The sequence below is a fragment of the Gynuella sunshinyii YC6258 genome (assembly GCF_000940805.1).
Taxonomy (GTDB): Bacteria; Pseudomonadota; Gammaproteobacteria; order Pseudomonadales; family Natronospirillaceae; genus Gynuella; species Gynuella sunshinyii.
The window spans coordinates 4,335,276-4,350,687 of the sequence record NZ_CP007142.1 but is presented as its reverse complement, the minus strand read 5'-3'; the positions used below and the strand labels follow the sequence as shown (position 1 = coordinate 4,350,687).

General features: G+C 46.2%; 15 protein-coding genes. 9 read left to right on the top strand and 6 right to left on the bottom strand.

Features of this window, described 5'->3' with window-relative positions:
* Positions 1–114 precede the first annotated feature (114 nt).
* Entirely contained in the window at positions 115–1,440 is a 1,326-nt protein-coding gene (locus YC6258_RS18070; protein WP_044618170.1) for a Na+/H+ antiporter NhaC family protein, read from the bottom strand.
* Positions 1,441–1,686: 246 nt separating this feature from the next.
* On the opposite strand from YC6258_RS18070, the gene flgJ reads away from it, so the two are divergent.
* The 5 genes from flgJ to YC6258_RS18045 all read left to right on the top strand — a co-directional run bounded on the left by flgJ (position 1,687) and on the right by YC6258_RS18045 (position 9,863).
* Positions 1,687–2,613: a flagellar assembly peptidoglycan hydrolase FlgJ gene (gene flgJ, locus YC6258_RS18065; RefSeq protein ID WP_044618169.1), complete on the top strand. Its 927-nt coding sequence runs from the start codon at positions 1,687–1,689 to the stop codon at positions 2,611–2,613.
* Between the two features lie 15 nt (positions 2,614–2,628).
* A complete protein-coding gene (gene flgK / locus YC6258_RS18060) occupies positions 2,629–5,673 on the top strand; it encodes a flagellar hook-associated protein FlgK (protein WP_044618168.1) in 3,045 nt (1,014 codons plus the stop codon).
* Positions 5,674–5,683: 10 nt separating this feature from the next.
* Positions 5,684–6,934, top strand: coding sequence for a flagellar hook-associated protein FlgL (gene flgL / locus YC6258_RS18055; protein WP_052830397.1), 1,251 nt, complete (start codon positions 5,684–5,686; stop codon positions 6,932–6,934).
* A 443-nt stretch (positions 6,935–7,377) separates the two neighbouring features.
* Positions 7,378–8,967: a methyl-accepting chemotaxis protein gene (locus tag YC6258_RS27520; protein WP_052830396.1), complete on the top strand. Its 1,590-nt coding sequence runs from the start codon at positions 7,378–7,380 to the stop codon at positions 8,965–8,967.
* 224 nt (positions 8,968–9,191) lie between these two features.
* Positions 9,192–9,863, top strand: a complete 672-nt coding sequence (locus YC6258_RS18045; protein ID WP_044618167.1) for a phytanoyl-CoA dioxygenase family protein — start codon at positions 9,192–9,194, stop codon at positions 9,861–9,863.
* A gap of 124 nt (positions 9,864–9,987) precedes the next feature.
* Here the strand turns inward: YC6258_RS18045 and YC6258_RS18040 are convergent, their stop codons facing one another.
* The 4 genes from YC6258_RS18040 to YC6258_RS18025 form a co-directional block, all read right to left on the bottom strand.
* The gene (locus YC6258_RS18040; protein ID WP_044618166.1) at positions 9,988–10,599 is read right to left on the bottom strand and encodes a LysE family translocator; all 612 of its coding nucleotides are present in this window, start codon (positions 10,597–10,599) and stop codon (positions 9,988–9,990) included.
* Between the two features lie 95 nt (positions 10,600–10,694).
* Positions 10,695–10,991 (bottom strand): hypothetical protein, encoded by a 297-nt coding sequence (locus YC6258_RS18035; protein ID WP_044618165.1) that lies wholly within the window; start codon positions 10,989–10,991, stop codon positions 10,695–10,697.
* Positions 10,992–11,122: 131 nt separating this feature from the next.
* A complete protein-coding gene (locus YC6258_RS18030; RefSeq protein ID WP_044618164.1) occupies positions 11,123–11,473 on the bottom strand; it encodes a DMT family protein in 351 nt (116 codons plus the stop codon).
* A 459-nt stretch (positions 11,474–11,932) separates the two neighbouring features.
* Positions 11,933–12,127, bottom strand: coding sequence for a hypothetical protein (locus YC6258_RS18025; protein ID WP_052830395.1), 195 nt, complete (start codon positions 12,125–12,127; stop codon positions 11,933–11,935).
* 324 nt (positions 12,128–12,451) lie between these two features.
* On the opposite strand from YC6258_RS18025, the gene YC6258_RS18020 reads away from it, so the two are divergent.
* The 4 genes from YC6258_RS18020 to YC6258_RS18005 all read left to right on the top strand — a co-directional run bounded on the left by YC6258_RS18020 (position 12,452) and on the right by YC6258_RS18005 (position 14,948).
* Positions 12,452–12,937, top strand: a complete 486-nt coding sequence (locus tag YC6258_RS18020; protein ID WP_044618163.1) for an Hcp family type VI secretion system effector — start codon at positions 12,452–12,454, stop codon at positions 12,935–12,937.
* Between the two features lie 113 nt (positions 12,938–13,050).
* Positions 13,051–13,611: a C40 family peptidase gene (locus tag YC6258_RS18015; protein ID WP_044618162.1), complete on the top strand. Its 561-nt coding sequence runs from the start codon at positions 13,051–13,053 to the stop codon at positions 13,609–13,611.
* On the top strand, positions 13,611–14,213 hold the full coding sequence (locus tag YC6258_RS18010; RefSeq protein WP_044618161.1) for a hypothetical protein: 603 nt from the start codon (positions 13,611–13,613) through the stop codon (positions 14,211–14,213). Before YC6258_RS18015 ends, YC6258_RS18010 begins: the two co-directional genes overlap by 1 nt.
* 132 nt (positions 14,214–14,345) lie before the next feature.
* Entirely contained in the window at positions 14,346–14,948 is a 603-nt protein-coding gene (locus YC6258_RS18005) for a hypothetical protein (protein WP_044618160.1), read from the top strand.
* Positions 14,949–15,007: 59 nt separating this feature from the next.
* Here YC6258_RS18005 and YC6258_RS18000 read toward each other — a convergent pair whose 3' ends face one another.
* Positions 15,008–15,331 carry a hypothetical protein gene (locus tag YC6258_RS18000; protein ID WP_044618159.1) on the bottom strand — a complete coding sequence of 108 codons (324 nt, stop codon included), beginning with the start codon at positions 15,329–15,331 and terminating at the stop codon, positions 15,008–15,010.
* Positions 15,332–15,412 lie beyond the last annotated feature (81 nt).

Here is a 15,412-nt window from a genome sequence, read left to right as displayed (position 1 = left end):
ATGTCAGGAGGGTTGGAATGACACAAACTCAGAGTGTATGGAATTTACAAGCCTTGGAAGTGTGTCCAGAGCCTGCCAAATAAACCATGACAGGCACTCTGAACACCATCAGATTCAATCGTTCTTCTGTGCCGTGTTTTGTGGCCAGCCGATGATAATGGAGATGATCACCATGGCGCCGAGCAGCCAGCAGTAGGTGACTGAACTGATCAGGGCCAGTGGCGATAGTTTTGCCATGGAAGCGGCCAGCAGCATTTGTGCGCCATAGGGAATGATTCCCTGGGTGACACAGGAGCAGATGTCCATCAGGCTGGCACTGCGACGCGGATCAACCCCGTAACGGCCGGCGATATCCCTGGCCAGACTGCCGCTGATTAATATGGCAACCGTGTTGTTGGCGGTACATAGATTGGCCAGGATAACGGATAAGGAAATGCTGATCTCTGCCACTCGTCGATGGGATTTCGGATCAGCGCTGCGATGGCTGAGACGATCAATTTTGTCCGCCAGCCACAACAGTCCTCCACCTTTTTTCATCAGCGCACCCAGTCCGCCAATGAACAATGAAAGAATCAGAATCTCCTGCATGCCGGAAAAGCCGCTGTAAATATCTGTAGACCAGGTCAGCAGGCTATAGTCTGGAATCTGCCACAAGCCAATCAGACCAGATAGCACAATACCGATCAACAGCACCACCAGAACATTTAAACCCATGATGGCCAGAATCAGCACAGTAGCATAGGGCAGTACGCTGATCAGACTGCTATTGGAGGCTGCCTCTGTTGTAGTCGTAGCGCCATGAAACGCCAGCCATATGATGGTCAAAATGGCCGCGGGCAGGGCGATTTTGAAGTTCATTCGGAATTTGTCTTTCATGCTGCATCCCTGGGTTCGGGTGGATGCGATGGTGGTATCGGAAATGACCGAGAGGTTGTCGCCAAACATGGCGCCGCCGACAACCGTTCCCACGGTGAGTGCCAAAGACAGCTCGGTCGCGCCGCTGAGTCCTACCGCGACCGGTGCGGTGGCGGCAATGGTACCCATGGAAGTACCCATGGCGGTGGCCATCAGTGCCGTCAAAATGAACAGGGTAGGCAGTACCAATTGAGCTGGAACGATGCTCAGTCCCCAATGGACCAGAGCCTCCACACCGCCGATGGCCTTGCCCATGCTGGCAAACGCGCCAGCCAGCAGGAAGATGAGTAGCATGGTGACAACGGTCGGGTCACCACAGCCGCGTACAAAAGTATCTACGCGTTCGTTAATATGGCCTTTGGCCAATAACAGTCCCAGCACAATAGCTGGTAGCACTGCAACGGGTGCCGAGACCTGGTAAAACGCCATGTCTGCCTGCTGACTTTGAAAATATATGCCACTACCAATAAAAATGGCCAGGAACAGTAAAATGGGCAGCAATACCCACGGGGATTTATGAGTCATTCGTTTCCTTAAAACGGAGGGTCAAATTAAGCGGGCCGATTCTACGGGATATCGGCAGCTAAAATAATATTGTTTGGTTATGTATTAATAACCAAAAAGGGCTTATGTTCCGATGTCATTGATCTCGTAACGATAATTAGCGAAAACTAACCCTGAAAACGCGGATTCCGCATCCTGGCATCTTTTTCCCCGCCTTTGGCACAGTCTTTGTAAAACACTGGATATCAGAAACAGACTGTTGCCGCTATGAATACACTCGATCTCACTCACAATGCCACGATTTATAACGATCTGAATGGCTTGAATTCCATCAAAATGCAGGCCCGCAGTGACCAGGATGCCGCCGTTATGCAGGTGGCCAAGCAGTTCGAGTCCATGTTCATCGGCATGATGCTAAAGAGCATGCGTGATGCCAATGAAGTGTTGTTTGAAGACAGTGAGTTTAATTCTTACGAAGGTAAGTTTTATCGGCAAATGTACGATGAACAGCTGTCTCAGGAGCTGTCCAGTGGCAGCGGCATCGGTCTGGCGGACATGATCTTTGAACAGCTCCAGCAACAGTACTCGGGCAATCGGATCCCTGCTGCTCAACTGTCTGCAGACACTGCATCCGCGGAAGTGCCTGAGCCAGCTTATGAAACCCAGACAGATATGACGGATATCACTGCTCCGCAAGTTCGTACCGACAGTATTGATCCGGTGAGTTTTGCTGACCCGGCCAGTTTTGTCGAAACCCTGTTGCCGATAGCGGAAAAAGTTGGCCGGCAGATGGGGATCGAACCGAAAGTGCTGGTCGCTCAGGCGGCTCTGGAAACCGGTTGGGGACAACATGTCATGAAAGATGTCAAAGGAACCAGCAGTTATAACTTATTTGGTATCAAGGCTCACGGTGGCTGGCAGGGTGATGTGGCGGTACACAAGACCCTTGAGCATGATGGCAGCCAGTTCTACAGCGTGACCGACCAATTTCGTTCCTATGATTCCTATCAGGATTGTTTTCAGGACTACCTGGATTTCCTGCAATCCAACCCCCGTTACCAGACAGTTTTGGCCAGTGGCGCTGATTCAGAAGCGTTTGCTGAGTCGTTGCAATCTGCGGGTTATGCCACCGATCCGCAGTATGCCGAGAAAATCAAGCATGTGTTGAACAGCGAATGGCTGATGAACAGTTAAACCGGAGCTGACGAAATGAGTTTGATCAATACTGCCATCAGTGGATTGAAAGCTGCCAATGCGTTGATAGAAACCACTGGCCACAACATTGCCAATGCGGATACGGTTGGTTATACCCGTCAGGAAGCCATTCTGCAGTCTTCCAGCGGCCAATATAGTGGCTCGGGCTATATTGGCAGCGGCGTGAATGTGGTTACGGTCAGGCGGGTATATGACGAATATCTGGTTGATCAGTTGCGTGGCGATACTTCCACTTATTTTCAGTATTCTGCCTATCTGGAAAACATCGAGCAGGTAGATACCCTGATTGCCAAAGACAGTACCGGTCTGCAATCGCAGATGGACAGTTTTTTTGCCTCGCTGCAGGCCAGCGCTGATAACCCTGCTTATTTGCCCAGCCGTGATGTGGTCATGAGTGAACTCGAAGGGTTGGTTGATCGGTTTGAAAGTATTCATGGCTACCTTCAATCGCAGGCAGATACTGTAAACGGACAATTGTCGGCTATGGTTGAAGAAGTCAATACGCTAGTGGATTCCATTGCTGATCTGAATCTGAAAATTCTCTCTGCCCAAGGCACATTGGATACCACACCACCTAACGATTTGTTGGATCAACGTGACGAGCTGGTACGGCAACTGTCTGAATTCCTTGAAATTGAAGTTAGTGAATCCAACGGTGCCTATAACATTTTTATTGGATCCGGTCAGGCGCTGGTTTTAAACGGTGAAGCCAATCATTTGGAAGCTGCCACTGCTGAGTATGATAACAGTGAAGTGGATATCATGTTCGTCAACAGTTCCGGGCGTATCAACATAACCGATAAAATCATGGAGGACGGTGGCGCGATTTCGGGAACCCTTCAGTTTCGTGAAGAGGTCATGGACATGACTATGAACTCACTTGGACAAGTCGCAGTTGCTCTGATTACTGATCTTAATGCCGTACAGACATCCGGAATGGATATGTACGGAAATTTGGGTACATCGATTTTTGCCGATTTGAATACCGACGAAGCCGCTCGCAGTCGGGTCAATGCCAGTTCTGAAAACCGATTACCCAATGACCGGGTGATAGGGGTCTATTTTGAAGATACCACGTCGCTCACGACCAGCAATTATTATCTCGAATTCACCGGCCCGGAGGATTACAACTATCAGGTCATTCGGGAAGATGATGGGGCTATCGTATCGGAAGGTTCCGTTGGCACCGACTTGCCGGCTGATATTTATTTTGATGGTTTAAAAGTCACCCTTGAAAGTGGTTCATTTCAACAAGGTGATTCTTTTGAAATTCAACCCCTGAAGCACGTCATTAATGACCTGGAAGTTGTTTTAAAAAGTGCCGAAGAGTTAGCGTTTGCGTATCCGATCACTTCGACTACCAGTCTTGGTAATACCGGTAGCGGTGCAATCGATCAGGGACAGATGCTGGATGTATCCACTTCATACTTTTCACAGGATGGAGAATTGACACCACCTCTGGCCATCGTGTTTATCGACGAGAGCACCTATTCTATCAAAGATGCCACCGATCCGGATAATCTGGTCGATCTGGATCCACCCATGAACAATCTGAGTTTTGTATCGGGAGTCTCTAACAGCATATTCTCCACCGACAAAGGAGCAACTCAGGTGTCCAGTTACTCCCCGCGGCTACCAGAAGACCCAACCTACACGGCGGCAGGCTATCCGGGGCTTGCTACGGACAATGGTCTTAATTCAGAAACCTTTAAGTTTTACCAAACTGATCCGGAAACCGGGAAGGTGACTGAACTGGATACGGTGATAACCGGATCTGGTGCTTCCGCAAGGGAGATTGCAGAGCAGTTATCCAACATCGACGGTGTCGAAGCCAGAGCCCAGACAACTGTGGAGATTACCGGCCTGACGAACTCCGGTACGCCATATGACCCAGATAACACCTTCGAGGTCTGGATCAATGGATATCAGATCACCGTTGATGACCTGGCTGAAAACCAGGCCATATTTGAAGAGGGGTATCCGGAAGAGGTTCCGGAAAACCTGACAGTTGATTTTCTGGCTGACCGTATCAATTCCCACATGGAACTGAAAAAAGCCGGAATATATGCAGTCAGTGATGGTGAGTCATTGAAAATCTACGACAAAAACGGTGACGACATTACCGTTGCTATTACCGGCGACGAGCCTTCAGTCGGCACGATCCTGCCATCCGGTGCGGCAGCATCCGTTGATCCGGGTGATACTCTGCAGATCAGTACTGGTGACGAATATGTCCTAAATCCAATCGCTGGCGAAACCCGGGGAATGATCAATAACAACACTGGTTATGATTTTTCAACCGGTGGGCCTTATCAATATGAGTTTGAACTGCCTGATGGTCGTACCGGCACGATTACCATGGATAAGAACTACAATACCGCCGACGATATGATTGCTGATTTTGAAAGTAAGATAAATGCCTTACTTGACTCGCCGGGTGACGTAAATCTGGAAATCAATGAGCGTGGCGAAATCAGTTATAAAGTTTTTATGACTATGGAAGGTACCGGTTCTGATGCAACCAATAATATTACCATCGGTGGTTCTGTCGACGTGGTCATGGCATCGGGCATTTCCTTGAGCGCGGATCCGGGGGCTGGATCAATTTTTACTCACCAGCCAGAAGCCAAGTCTATCTACACTGGCTTTCAGTTTGAAATCACCGGAAATCCAGAGGCAGGTGACAGCTTCTATATCAACTGGAACTCGGATGGTATTTCAGATAACCGAAATGCGTTGGATTTTGTCGAACTGGAAACCAGTGATCGTTTGTCCCAGGGTTCAACCGGTGTCACTTATACAGAAGCATACAGCCGACTGGTAGAGAGAGTCGGTTCCAAAACCAATCTGGCAGATAATCAGACAGAAACCTTCGCCGCAGTATTGGAAGCAACACAGGCACAGATTTCATCGATTCAAGGGGTGAGTCTGGATGAAGAAGCCGCGCGATTGATTCAGTTTGAGTTGCTGTACAACGCCAATGCCCAGGCCATTCAGACGGCACAGGAAATGTTTGACACCTTATTGGCCTCCTTTTGAGGAATGAACTATGAGCTACCGGGTTACCACCTATTATCTTTATAACAACGCTTCAACTGATATGGCCAGACTGCAAAGTCAGATCAACCGAAGTAATGAGCAGATTTCCTCCGGCAAGTCAGTCTTGTCGCCGTCGGATGACCCTGTCGCATCAGCACGTATTCTACAGCTTGATAACGAAATCAATCAGGCAAACCAGTACCAAAAAAACATAACCCTGGTCGATAGTCGGTTGAAGCAGGAAGAAGGTGTATTACAAGCCGTGGAAGAAGTGATTGACCGGGTTCGCGAACTGGCAGTCAAGGCCGGTAACAGTGCAGTCCTGACCAGTAGTGAACGTGAAGCTATTGCCGTAGAAGTACAGGAACGGTTTGAAGAGCTGGTCGATCTCATGAACAGTAAAGACGGTAGTGGTGAATATCTGTTTTCCGGTTTCGCCGGCGATACCGAACCATTTCAGCAAAGTGCTGGTGGTGGCATAGTCTACAAAGGTGATGAAGGTCAGCGCATGCTGCAAATCTCCAGCTCCAGCTATGTCGCCAGCAGTGACAGTGGCAAGGACGCATTCGTAAGCATAGATTCCAGTGTCACCAGTTTTTTTACCTCTGCCGGGGAGGCCAATCGGGGTAATGCGACGATTTCGTCCGGCTTTACCCTCGACCAGGAAGCGTTGGATGCTTACTATCCGGAAGATGTGGTCATAGTATTTGAGAATCCGCTTGATGTAAGCCCGGCGCAAAGTAACTTCTCAGTTGTACGGGAATCCGATGGTCGGGTCATTGATGGTTTGGAACACATTCCATTTACCAATGGCGATACAATAGAAGTGGCGGGCGTGCAAGTGCAGATTACCGGTGAACCCAAAGCCGGTGACCGTTTTACTATTGAAACCTCTAATAAACAGGCGCTGACCACAACGATTGAGAAGTTCAATTACGCACTGACCGAAATTAGCGACAGTGCCGAATATGCAGATGCCTATGCCTCCCTGATTGCCGAGACACTCGATAATCTTGATAATGCCATCGACAATTTGTCATCGGTCCGGGCTAAGGTCGGTGCTCGATTAAACACCACCGAAACAACACAAAACATGCATGCAGATAACATCCTCGCGGCGCAATCCATACAGTCGCAGTTATCGGATCTCGATTACGCAGCCGCCGTCAGTACGCTGGAAATGCAGACATTTGTGTTGGAGGCAACCCAATCTGCCTTTGTAAAAATTTCCAGTCTCAGTTTGTTTAATTACATCTCCTGAAAGATGGCAATGGTTTGGGCAATGGCTATGGATTCCGTTGCCCTATGCTGTCATCAAGACAAACGATATTTGAAGTTTTTTGTGGTCGTCAACGTCATGTTTTTTTGATCCGGCCTATGCCATAAATAGTGAGTGGCTGTTGGTCTTGGCATTATTTGAATGTCAGGCGATGCTCATGTCATTGTCAGTTCATCCTTGTTCCTGTACACCAGCCAATGCCCTTGGCGAACTCCTTAAGCGTATCAAATGACTGCTGATCGCCAGCGCCCATTTTTCAGAAGTCCCTTTATTTATCAATGAACTTATGGGCCTAACCAACATACAGAAACACTTTTGTTCCCTTGAAGTCATATCCGAAGATTGTATTTATGGCTGATTCGTCTAGTACTTAATCAGATAAATCATGTTCTTATGGACCTTACTTTCTGGAGCGTTGAGCGACTATGACCATTCGCTTTAAGATATATACTGGTATCGTAATATTGATTGCGTTGATGCTGGGTGCCTCTTACTTGAGCATGACCTCAATTAAGCGACTTGGTGATGCGATTGCGTTTATCACCGGGCCTGCATGGTCCACGGCGGATGGTGCGATGGAAGGCACGATAGGCTTGCAGCAGAAAATCATAACACTGCAACAATTCGGTGTGGGAATCATCGATAAAAATACTGCGGGCAGGCGCATTGAAGACAGTGCACGTTTTTCTGACGAAGCATTTACCCGGCTGAAGGAGAGCGGTCTGATTCAGCAAGGGCAGATTTCGGTACTGGATCGTTATTTAACCGAGTTTGATAATCTTACCCAGCAGTTGTTGAATGCACCAAAAGAAGAGTACGTAGGGCAGCTTAAGGTTCTCAGCCGTCACGTCGATGAAATGTTGCAGTTTATCGGAGAGCTGGAAGAAGAGGGTGACAGCAAGGTTGAAAAAACTGCCGGAGAGCTTGAGAACGTCATTGCCCAAATCAATGTTATCAGTCTGACTTCTCTGGTTGTCATGCTACTGGTGGCGATAGTGATTTTTATTATGGCCGGAAAACTGGTGATTGAACCTATTCGTTCGTTGATTAACCTGTTGGCAGAACTGACCAGTAAGCAAGGTACCCTGACTACCCGGCTGACGATAAAACATACAGATGAAATCGGTGAACTGTCGAAACTGCTGAATACCTTTTTAGATCTCGTGCATTCGGTCGTATCACAGGTTGCACAAAGTACCGAAAGAACCATCGACTCTGTGCAGACTATTGGTGGTACCCTGCAGACCATCGACGAGCGTGCTCAGGCACAATATGAAAGTACCGAACAAATAGCCACTGCTATTAATGAAATGGCAACGTCTCTGCTGGAAGTGGCCGAATCTGCCAATCAGACACAGGAGAGTTCCAAAGAGGCGCTGGATCGCTCAGAAGCCGGGCAGGGGGTCTTGAGAGATACGATGACATCTCTGCGTCAGGTCGTTGGCGAGATGGATAAAGCATCCTCAGTGATCGGTCAGCTCGAAGCTGACGGCCAGAGTGTCGGCAGTATTCTGGAAGTTATTCGCAGCATTGCTGAACAGACCAATCTGCTGGCTCTGAATGCGGCCATTGAAGCTGCCCGGGCTGGTGAATCCGGACGCGGTTTTGCCGTGGTTGCTGATGAGGTTCGGAATCTGGCCAATCGCACCCATCAATCCACGCTTGAGATACAAACCGTAGTGGAACGCATTCAGCGTGGCTCTGAAAATGCGGCGAGCGTCATGCGAACCTCACAGACATTAACAGCCTCAGTGGCGGAGCAGGCAGGTACAGCGAGCCAAATGTTTGATGCCATCATAACCTCCATTCATCAACTGAATGCTGCCAATCAGCAAATTTCCTCTGCCACCCATGATCAGCAACAGGTATCCGAAAGTGTCAACGAGCGTATTACCCATGTTGCCGACGGTGCTAGCGGTAATGCACAGTTGACCCGATCAGCTGTGAAAATCAAAGAACAACTGCAACAGGAAGCCAACACATTAAAATCATTGGTGCGGAATTTTGGTGTTTAGGGCTGCCCTGTATTAACAGCCGATACCGGGCATAGGAATCAATATGATTTATTGTCATTTTCAGACCATACCAGCAGGTCTGAAATGCTGAAACAAGCAGTATTCTATTGCAGCCATCACATGATTCACTATCACGAACCTTGTTGAATATTAAGAGTGACGTAGCTAACTATTCAAAGGTCTACGAATATCCATGGGTATATGAGCACACAGTAAGGATCAGAATGTCATTCAACATAGTCGAGCATGGGTTAGAACAACACCCTCAGTTTCTTGACCAGTCTTCTGTGAAAACATTGATCGAAGACTTACAGCAACTTCCATCTGAGCATCCTAAACACGGTCTTCGCAATGCGGAGAAAAAGCTGAAAACGGTCTTTGAACTTGCTTCATCCGATCGTTTGACAGATTTCGCGGCCAGGTACTTATCTGATGTTCCGCAAATTGTCCGGGTAATCGTATTTGATAAAACCGTCGATAAAAACTGGTTGGTTGCCTGGCATCAGGACAAAACCATTTCTGTCTCAAAACACATGGACATCTCAGGTTGGGGCCCGTGGAGCATAAAAGATGGTCAGCATCATGTGCAGCCTGATCTCGCGGTATTAAACAGTATGATCACTTTTCGCCTGCATCTGGATGACGCAGATGAGTGCAATGGTGGCTTAAAAGTGATACCGGGCAGTCACAAGTCAGGCATTTTGACGAAGGCTGAGATCGACCATACCGTTCTTCATTCGGTACCTTTTATATGTTCCGCTAAATCAGGCGATCTGTTGTTGATGAGACCTCATCTGCTACACGCCTCCAGCAGAGCCATAACCCCAGGGCGTCGTCGCATTGTTCACATTGAATACAGCAGTTACCCTCTGCCAGAGGGGTTGAGTTGGGCATAAGAGTGCCGATGTCACAACTTCAAAAGTTCCATGTCCGGGATCTTTATAGTGATCAAACTCTGATTCATAAACAACTCAGACCGGATGGGAATGATACCCTGCGAAACAGATATTCGGTTTCGTATTATCTGCTGGCTGATGCAAGACCGAACCCAAAAGCAACAAACACCGATCCGCCCAGTCTGTTGACGATGCGGCTGTTGGATGCGGTGGAAAACCATGTCCGCGCGGCCTTGGCCAGGAATGCATAACAGATATGCACGATAACCACTAAACTGCTGTAGGTTGTGACCAATAGCAGAAACTGACCCAGGAACGCGCTTTCGCGATCGACAAATTGAGGAAACACAGAAATAAAGAAAAAGACCGCTTTCGGATTGGTAAGTTGAAGAGTGAAGCCTTCAATGAATCCAGCGCTGATTGATTTATACCGGACAGCGCTGGTATCCGGTTGAATAGCCGGTGATCTCCACAACTTGATGCCCAGAAAGATCAAATACGCGGCACCGATATATTTAATAACCATGAACGCCAGGCTGGACGTTGCCAGTACGACTGCCAGACCGGTCGCTGCAATGCCGGCCACAATGAACGTAGAAACCGCAATGCCGAGAATACCCGCAATGGCACCCGATACACCAAAACGCAATGCATTGGTCAGGGTCAACAACACTCCAGGACCCGGGCTTAATACCGTAATCAGTGCGATCAGCAAAAAAATAATATACCCGTGCATGTATGCCTTACCCCCTGGTAAAAGATGTCAAATGCGATTTTTGAACACCGGAAAACCGATAGTTGTACAGAATATTCTCCAAATACCGAACACTGTCAACGACTGGAATGGATTACTTTCGGTTCCCCTTCAATGAATCTCAAACGTGATCCCGAAGGTACTTCATCCCGTGATAATCCTGTTAGCAAATAGCCCGCTTGTTCAATCGGCGAGGACTGCCTTCGTAATAGCCACTCTTTATTGGCTGTAGTCGTTAGTACGTTACCATCCGGGGTTACAACCTGAACAGGGTAGCGTGTTGCAACGGTATGGTTTGTTATCTCTGAAATGACCACCACGACACCACGGCCTGTTATCTCAAATGTCTCCAGAATTTCGTACTCAATGTGCATATGGGAACCACCTGGTATTGACGGTTGATGAGACCGGGTATTCCAGCCGTTCTAGTTTATATTCGACCAACTTTATCAACGTAACCATCGCATTGATAAAGAGGGTCATCGTTTTATTTTCTGACCACGACTCAGGCAATCCTGCTTCTAAACATAAAAAATACCGCGCCAACCAGACACAGGCCGGCCCATAAGTAATCCAGTTTCAAAGGCTCTTTCAGATATAGCCATGAGAAAGGTACGAACACGCTCAGGGTAATCACTTCCTGTATCACCTTCAGTTCTCCAACAGATAACACCGTATATCCAATTCTATTGGCCGGCACCTGAAACAAGTATTCAAACATGGCGATGCCCCAGCTGATCAATGCCGCAATGATCCAGGGTTTATTACTCAATTCTTTCAGGTGTGCGTACCAGGCAAACGTCATAAACACATTGCTGAACAACAAAAGCGTGACTGTTGTAAAAACCTGATTCATTTTCCAATGTTTCCTTCGTGCATAGTCGTTGTTAAAACGTCTTAGGCGATATATCCGTCAGACGAATCTGTATCAAAAAAATCTGGAGAGAACCCAGCAGTGATAATGTATTGAGAGAGTCTTTGAGAATCAGACCAGGTTTATACCGTTAGAAGTGGTCTTGTTCCGAGTGAATACCGGAGGCATAGAGTAGCCGGAAAAAATGGCCAGTCAATAATGTCTCTGATTTGCGATTGTAAAATGTTGGGTATTATATCGGCCCTTTGATAAGGGGGAGAAGATTCAGCCAATTACGACAGGACCTGCTAAAAGGGTTCTTCACACCGGGAGTGATATATGGGCGGAATAAGTACTCTTATCTTATCGGGTAAGGTTATATTGTCTGGGTACTCGTGTCGTTGGGACAGTCCACCAACAAGGAAATATTTATTTTTGTGATTAACCGGTTTCTACTGGCGGCTAGCTATCTTCTTCAAGGCTTAATTGAAAATCATATTTTTCAGAGAGTTCCTGTAACGTTTCGATACTGCCGAAGATCTCCCATTCCAACCAGTTGGTCCATTCAAACTCTAAGCGAACGCCCTTTTTTTCCAAAATGTAATTATCGAAGTCTATACCTTTATCAAAAGCCAGTTTGCTATATTCGGACTTCACCCGCCAGCCGTTCTGTTTTAATGTTGATGGCTTTCATTTAAACAAATCGCTTAGTGTGGTTGTTTATAGATGGAAGTTCTGGAGAACACTGATTAAATAAATTGGTTCACTGAGATTGACTTCCTTAACGCATACAAATCAATTTACCACTAACGACAATGTAGCGAGACCTGATTCCTTTTTGTTACAGGCATTGTGTCACATTACTGAAAACTGGGTCCTTAATTCATGCTTATGTATGAGTTGTGCTTTTCAGGTCTTTTGTTATGGTCCGTTTCGCCTATGGATAATCTCAATTCAAAATAGCAAAAGGAACATAATGGAATGGCTATTCCCGCATATCTTTGGTTAAAAGATGAACAAGGTAACAATATCTCTGGCTCCGTCAAAGTGTCAGGCCGTGAAGGCTCAATTGAAGTGTTAGAGCTGTCTCATAATATTTATATTCCCACAGACAGTGATACTGGTGAATTAACCGGTACACGGAAACATAGTCCTGTGACTATCGGTAAGGCGTGTGACGCTTCCAGCCCTTATTTGTTTAAAGCCTGTTGCAGAGGCCAAAAATTTACCGAAGCGGTTTTTTGTTTGTATAAAATCGATGACTCTGGCCAAGAGGTCGAATATTACAAGTATCTGTTAGAAGGGGTAAAAATCAGCTCCTTTTCTCCTGGTTTCCCCAATGTGAAAGATCCCGGTGCAGAAAGAATCCCTCATATGGAAACCGTGACATTTGGATATGAGAAAATTACCCACATCCATATAGACGGTAATCTCTCTTATTACGACTCCTGGCTTGAACGAAGTTAACTGACAGGCGAATAAGGGCCAAGTAATGTTGTTTAGCCCTTATTCTTTTTCAGTCATTCGCTGACATTTCATAGTTGTCAATAAGATAGATATAACCGCAAGGAAGAGAAAGGATGCCAAGTATTAATATTAATGACGTGCAACCCGCAGATATTATTTTGGTTCGCGGCGACGGATTACAATCTAACGTAATCAGTTCTGGAAGCTGTGGAGAGTTCAGTCATGCAATTTTAGTCGATAAGGGTGGCTGGTGTGTTGAAGCCGTGAAACCAAAAGTTCGGCGTTTCAGGCTATCAGGTTCTTTGTCGCATGCTACCTATGGGGTTTTGTTTCGCCATAAAAATATCCATGGCAGTTATGCCAGTTTCATTTGTGAGTATGCCCGGCAGTTTGCAATGAAGGGAACACCCTATGATACCCAAGGCGCTATGCGTGCCGGGGTTTCCAGTGGCTGCGCGCCGTTGGTGTCAACCTCTTTTGGGACACTTATCCAGCTAAACGACGAAATTACTAAATTCGGTTATCACAACCGAAGTCTTTTTTGCAGTGAACTGGTCGCATTGGTTTACAGTATGGTCGGGTTGCCTGTTACCAATTATCGCCCCCAGCAGGTCACACCAGGTGCTTTAGCCAAAAGTCCTTATTTAAATCGAATTAAGCAGGTGGTTTCTTAATGATTTTCCGAACTGTTCAGTGTTTGGTACTCGTAGTTTGTACCCTCTGGGTTACGGCTTGTTCCGCCAGTGGCGGTTCACCAGTGGATCAACTGATAAAAGGGCCATTTAAGATTACGGATGAGTGGCAAACCATTCGGTTAGATAAACCCTTAGAAACGATTCCTTATATGCTATCTTTTGATGTTTTAATTGATATGGATGAGTATGAATACAAACATATTGAAGGTACGCCGGATGATCCACATAGGTTAATGTTTGATAGCTTTTACAAGATGCCTAATGGTGATCTGATTTACATGGAAATCATTTTAGTGGCGATATCGGGAGAGCAATTTCACACCATATACAATACGATTGGTTCCACAGAGGTGCGCGGGAAATCTTACAAATATCTTGGTTTTGGTACTAACCCAGACCTGGGTAAGTTTTACTACCCGGAAGGCATCGAAATAGTCGCGTTAAAGATTCGATCCAATGTGCCGATGATTGCTGAATACTTTGACTGGAACGTTTTCGGTTACGAAATCGCGAAAAAACAAACCTGGGCAGACGTAGATCCGACTGAAATCGTTTCATTTGATTATATCAGTGATGAGTAGTCATATCCGCCATCAGAACGACCCCAAACAAGAGGACAGCTAAATCGCTGTCCTCTTTTCTACAATACAGGTCACACCGGGTGCTTTAGCCAAAAGTCCTTATTTAAATCGAATTAAGCAGGTGGTTTCATAGTGATTTTTCGAGTTTTTAAGTTTGTGATACTCTTGGTTTATGCGCTCTGGGTAACGGCCTGTTCAGCCAGTAGCGGTTCACCAGTGGATCAATTAATAAATGGGCCATTTAATATTACGGATGAATGGCAAACCATTCATTTAGATAAGCCTTTGGAAACCATCCCCAATGTTCAATTTTTGGACGTATTAATTGATATGGATGGGTATGAATACAAACATGTTGAAGGCACGTCAAATGACCCGTATAGGTTGATGCTCGACAGCTTTCATAAAGTTTCTGATAGCAAGCTTATGGATATTGAAATCATTTTAGTGACGGCATCGGGAAAGGAATTTCATACAACTTATAAATCCAACGGCTCTACTGAATTACATGGAAAGCATTATAACCATCTCGGCTTTGGTACCAATCCTAATCTAGGTAAGTTTATCTATCCAAAAGGTATTAAAATAGTCGCGCTGAAGATTAGATCAAATATGCCAATAGTTGCTGAGTACTTATGGTGGTATGCATATAAATACGAAATGTTAAGAAAACAAACCTGGGCAGACGTAGATCCGACTGAAATCGTTTCATTTGATTATATCAGTGATCAATAGCAATACCCGGCATTAAAACGGCCCGCATTTTTCGCGGGCAGTAAACGCGATGTATTTTCTTAATTTTCCATATTGACGCCCCAAATTTTGGGGCGGCCTCTCAAGCAACCTTCAACAATTAACCCCACAGGCTTACCAGCCATGTATGCAGCCAGTAACGCAGAAATGTGGGTTTTGTATCCACTATTGTCCGAATCTTCTGTTACATATCCATCTTTAGTCTCACAGTTTCCCTCAGTGTAGTCGGCCCCTTCGATGGTCACACGAACTTGGTCGTGATTCCAACCGGTATAATATCCGGTAATTTTTCCTATTGGCGTTTTTTCAACGGCCGCTGCATTGAAGGAAATACATAGGACTAAACAAAATAGAATTTTTTTCATTATTGCTCCCGAAAAAACATAATGTTGCTAATTAAGTGTGAGGTTTTTGCATTGCTTGATTGTGTGGCTATCACATCACCT

Coding starts and splice junctions, on each gene's coding strand:
- YC6258_RS18070 (WP_044618170.1), bottom strand. CDS start 1,440: ATGACTCATAAATCCCCGTGGGTATTGCTGCCCATTTTACTGTTCCTG.
- YC6258_RS18015 (WP_044618162.1), top strand. CDS start 13,051: ATGCCAAGTATTAATATTAATGACGTGCAACCCGCAGATATTATTTTG.
- YC6258_RS27520 (WP_052830396.1), top strand. CDS start 7,378: ATGACCATTCGCTTTAAGATATATACTGGTATCGTAATATTGATTGCG.
- YC6258_RS18000 (WP_044618159.1), bottom strand. CDS start 15,331: ATGAAAAAAATTCTATTTTGTTTAGTCCTATGTATTTCCTTCAATGCA.
- YC6258_RS18035 (WP_044618165.1), bottom strand. CDS start 10,991: ATGCACATTGAGTACGAAATTCTGGAGACATTTGAGATAACAGGCCGT.
- flgK (WP_044618168.1), top strand. CDS start 2,629: ATGAGTTTGATCAATACTGCCATCAGTGGATTGAAAGCTGCCAATGCG.
- YC6258_RS18040 (WP_044618166.1), bottom strand. CDS start 10,599: ATGCACGGGTATATTATTTTTTTGCTGATCGCACTGATTACGGTATTA.
- flgL (WP_052830397.1), top strand. CDS start 5,684: ATGAGCTACCGGGTTACCACCTATTATCTTTATAACAACGCTTCAACT.
- YC6258_RS18045 (WP_044618167.1), top strand. CDS start 9,192: ATGTCATTCAACATAGTCGAGCATGGGTTAGAACAACACCCTCAGTTT.
- YC6258_RS18030 (WP_044618164.1), bottom strand. CDS start 11,473: ATGAATCAGGTTTTTACAACAGTCACGCTTTTGTTGTTCAGCAATGTG.
- YC6258_RS18010 (WP_044618161.1), top strand. CDS start 13,611: ATGATTTTCCGAACTGTTCAGTGTTTGGTACTCGTAGTTTGTACCCTC.
- YC6258_RS18020 (WP_044618163.1), top strand. CDS start 12,452: ATGGCTATTCCCGCATATCTTTGGTTAAAAGATGAACAAGGTAACAAT.
- flgJ (WP_044618169.1), top strand. CDS start 1,687: ATGAATACACTCGATCTCACTCACAATGCCACGATTTATAACGATCTG.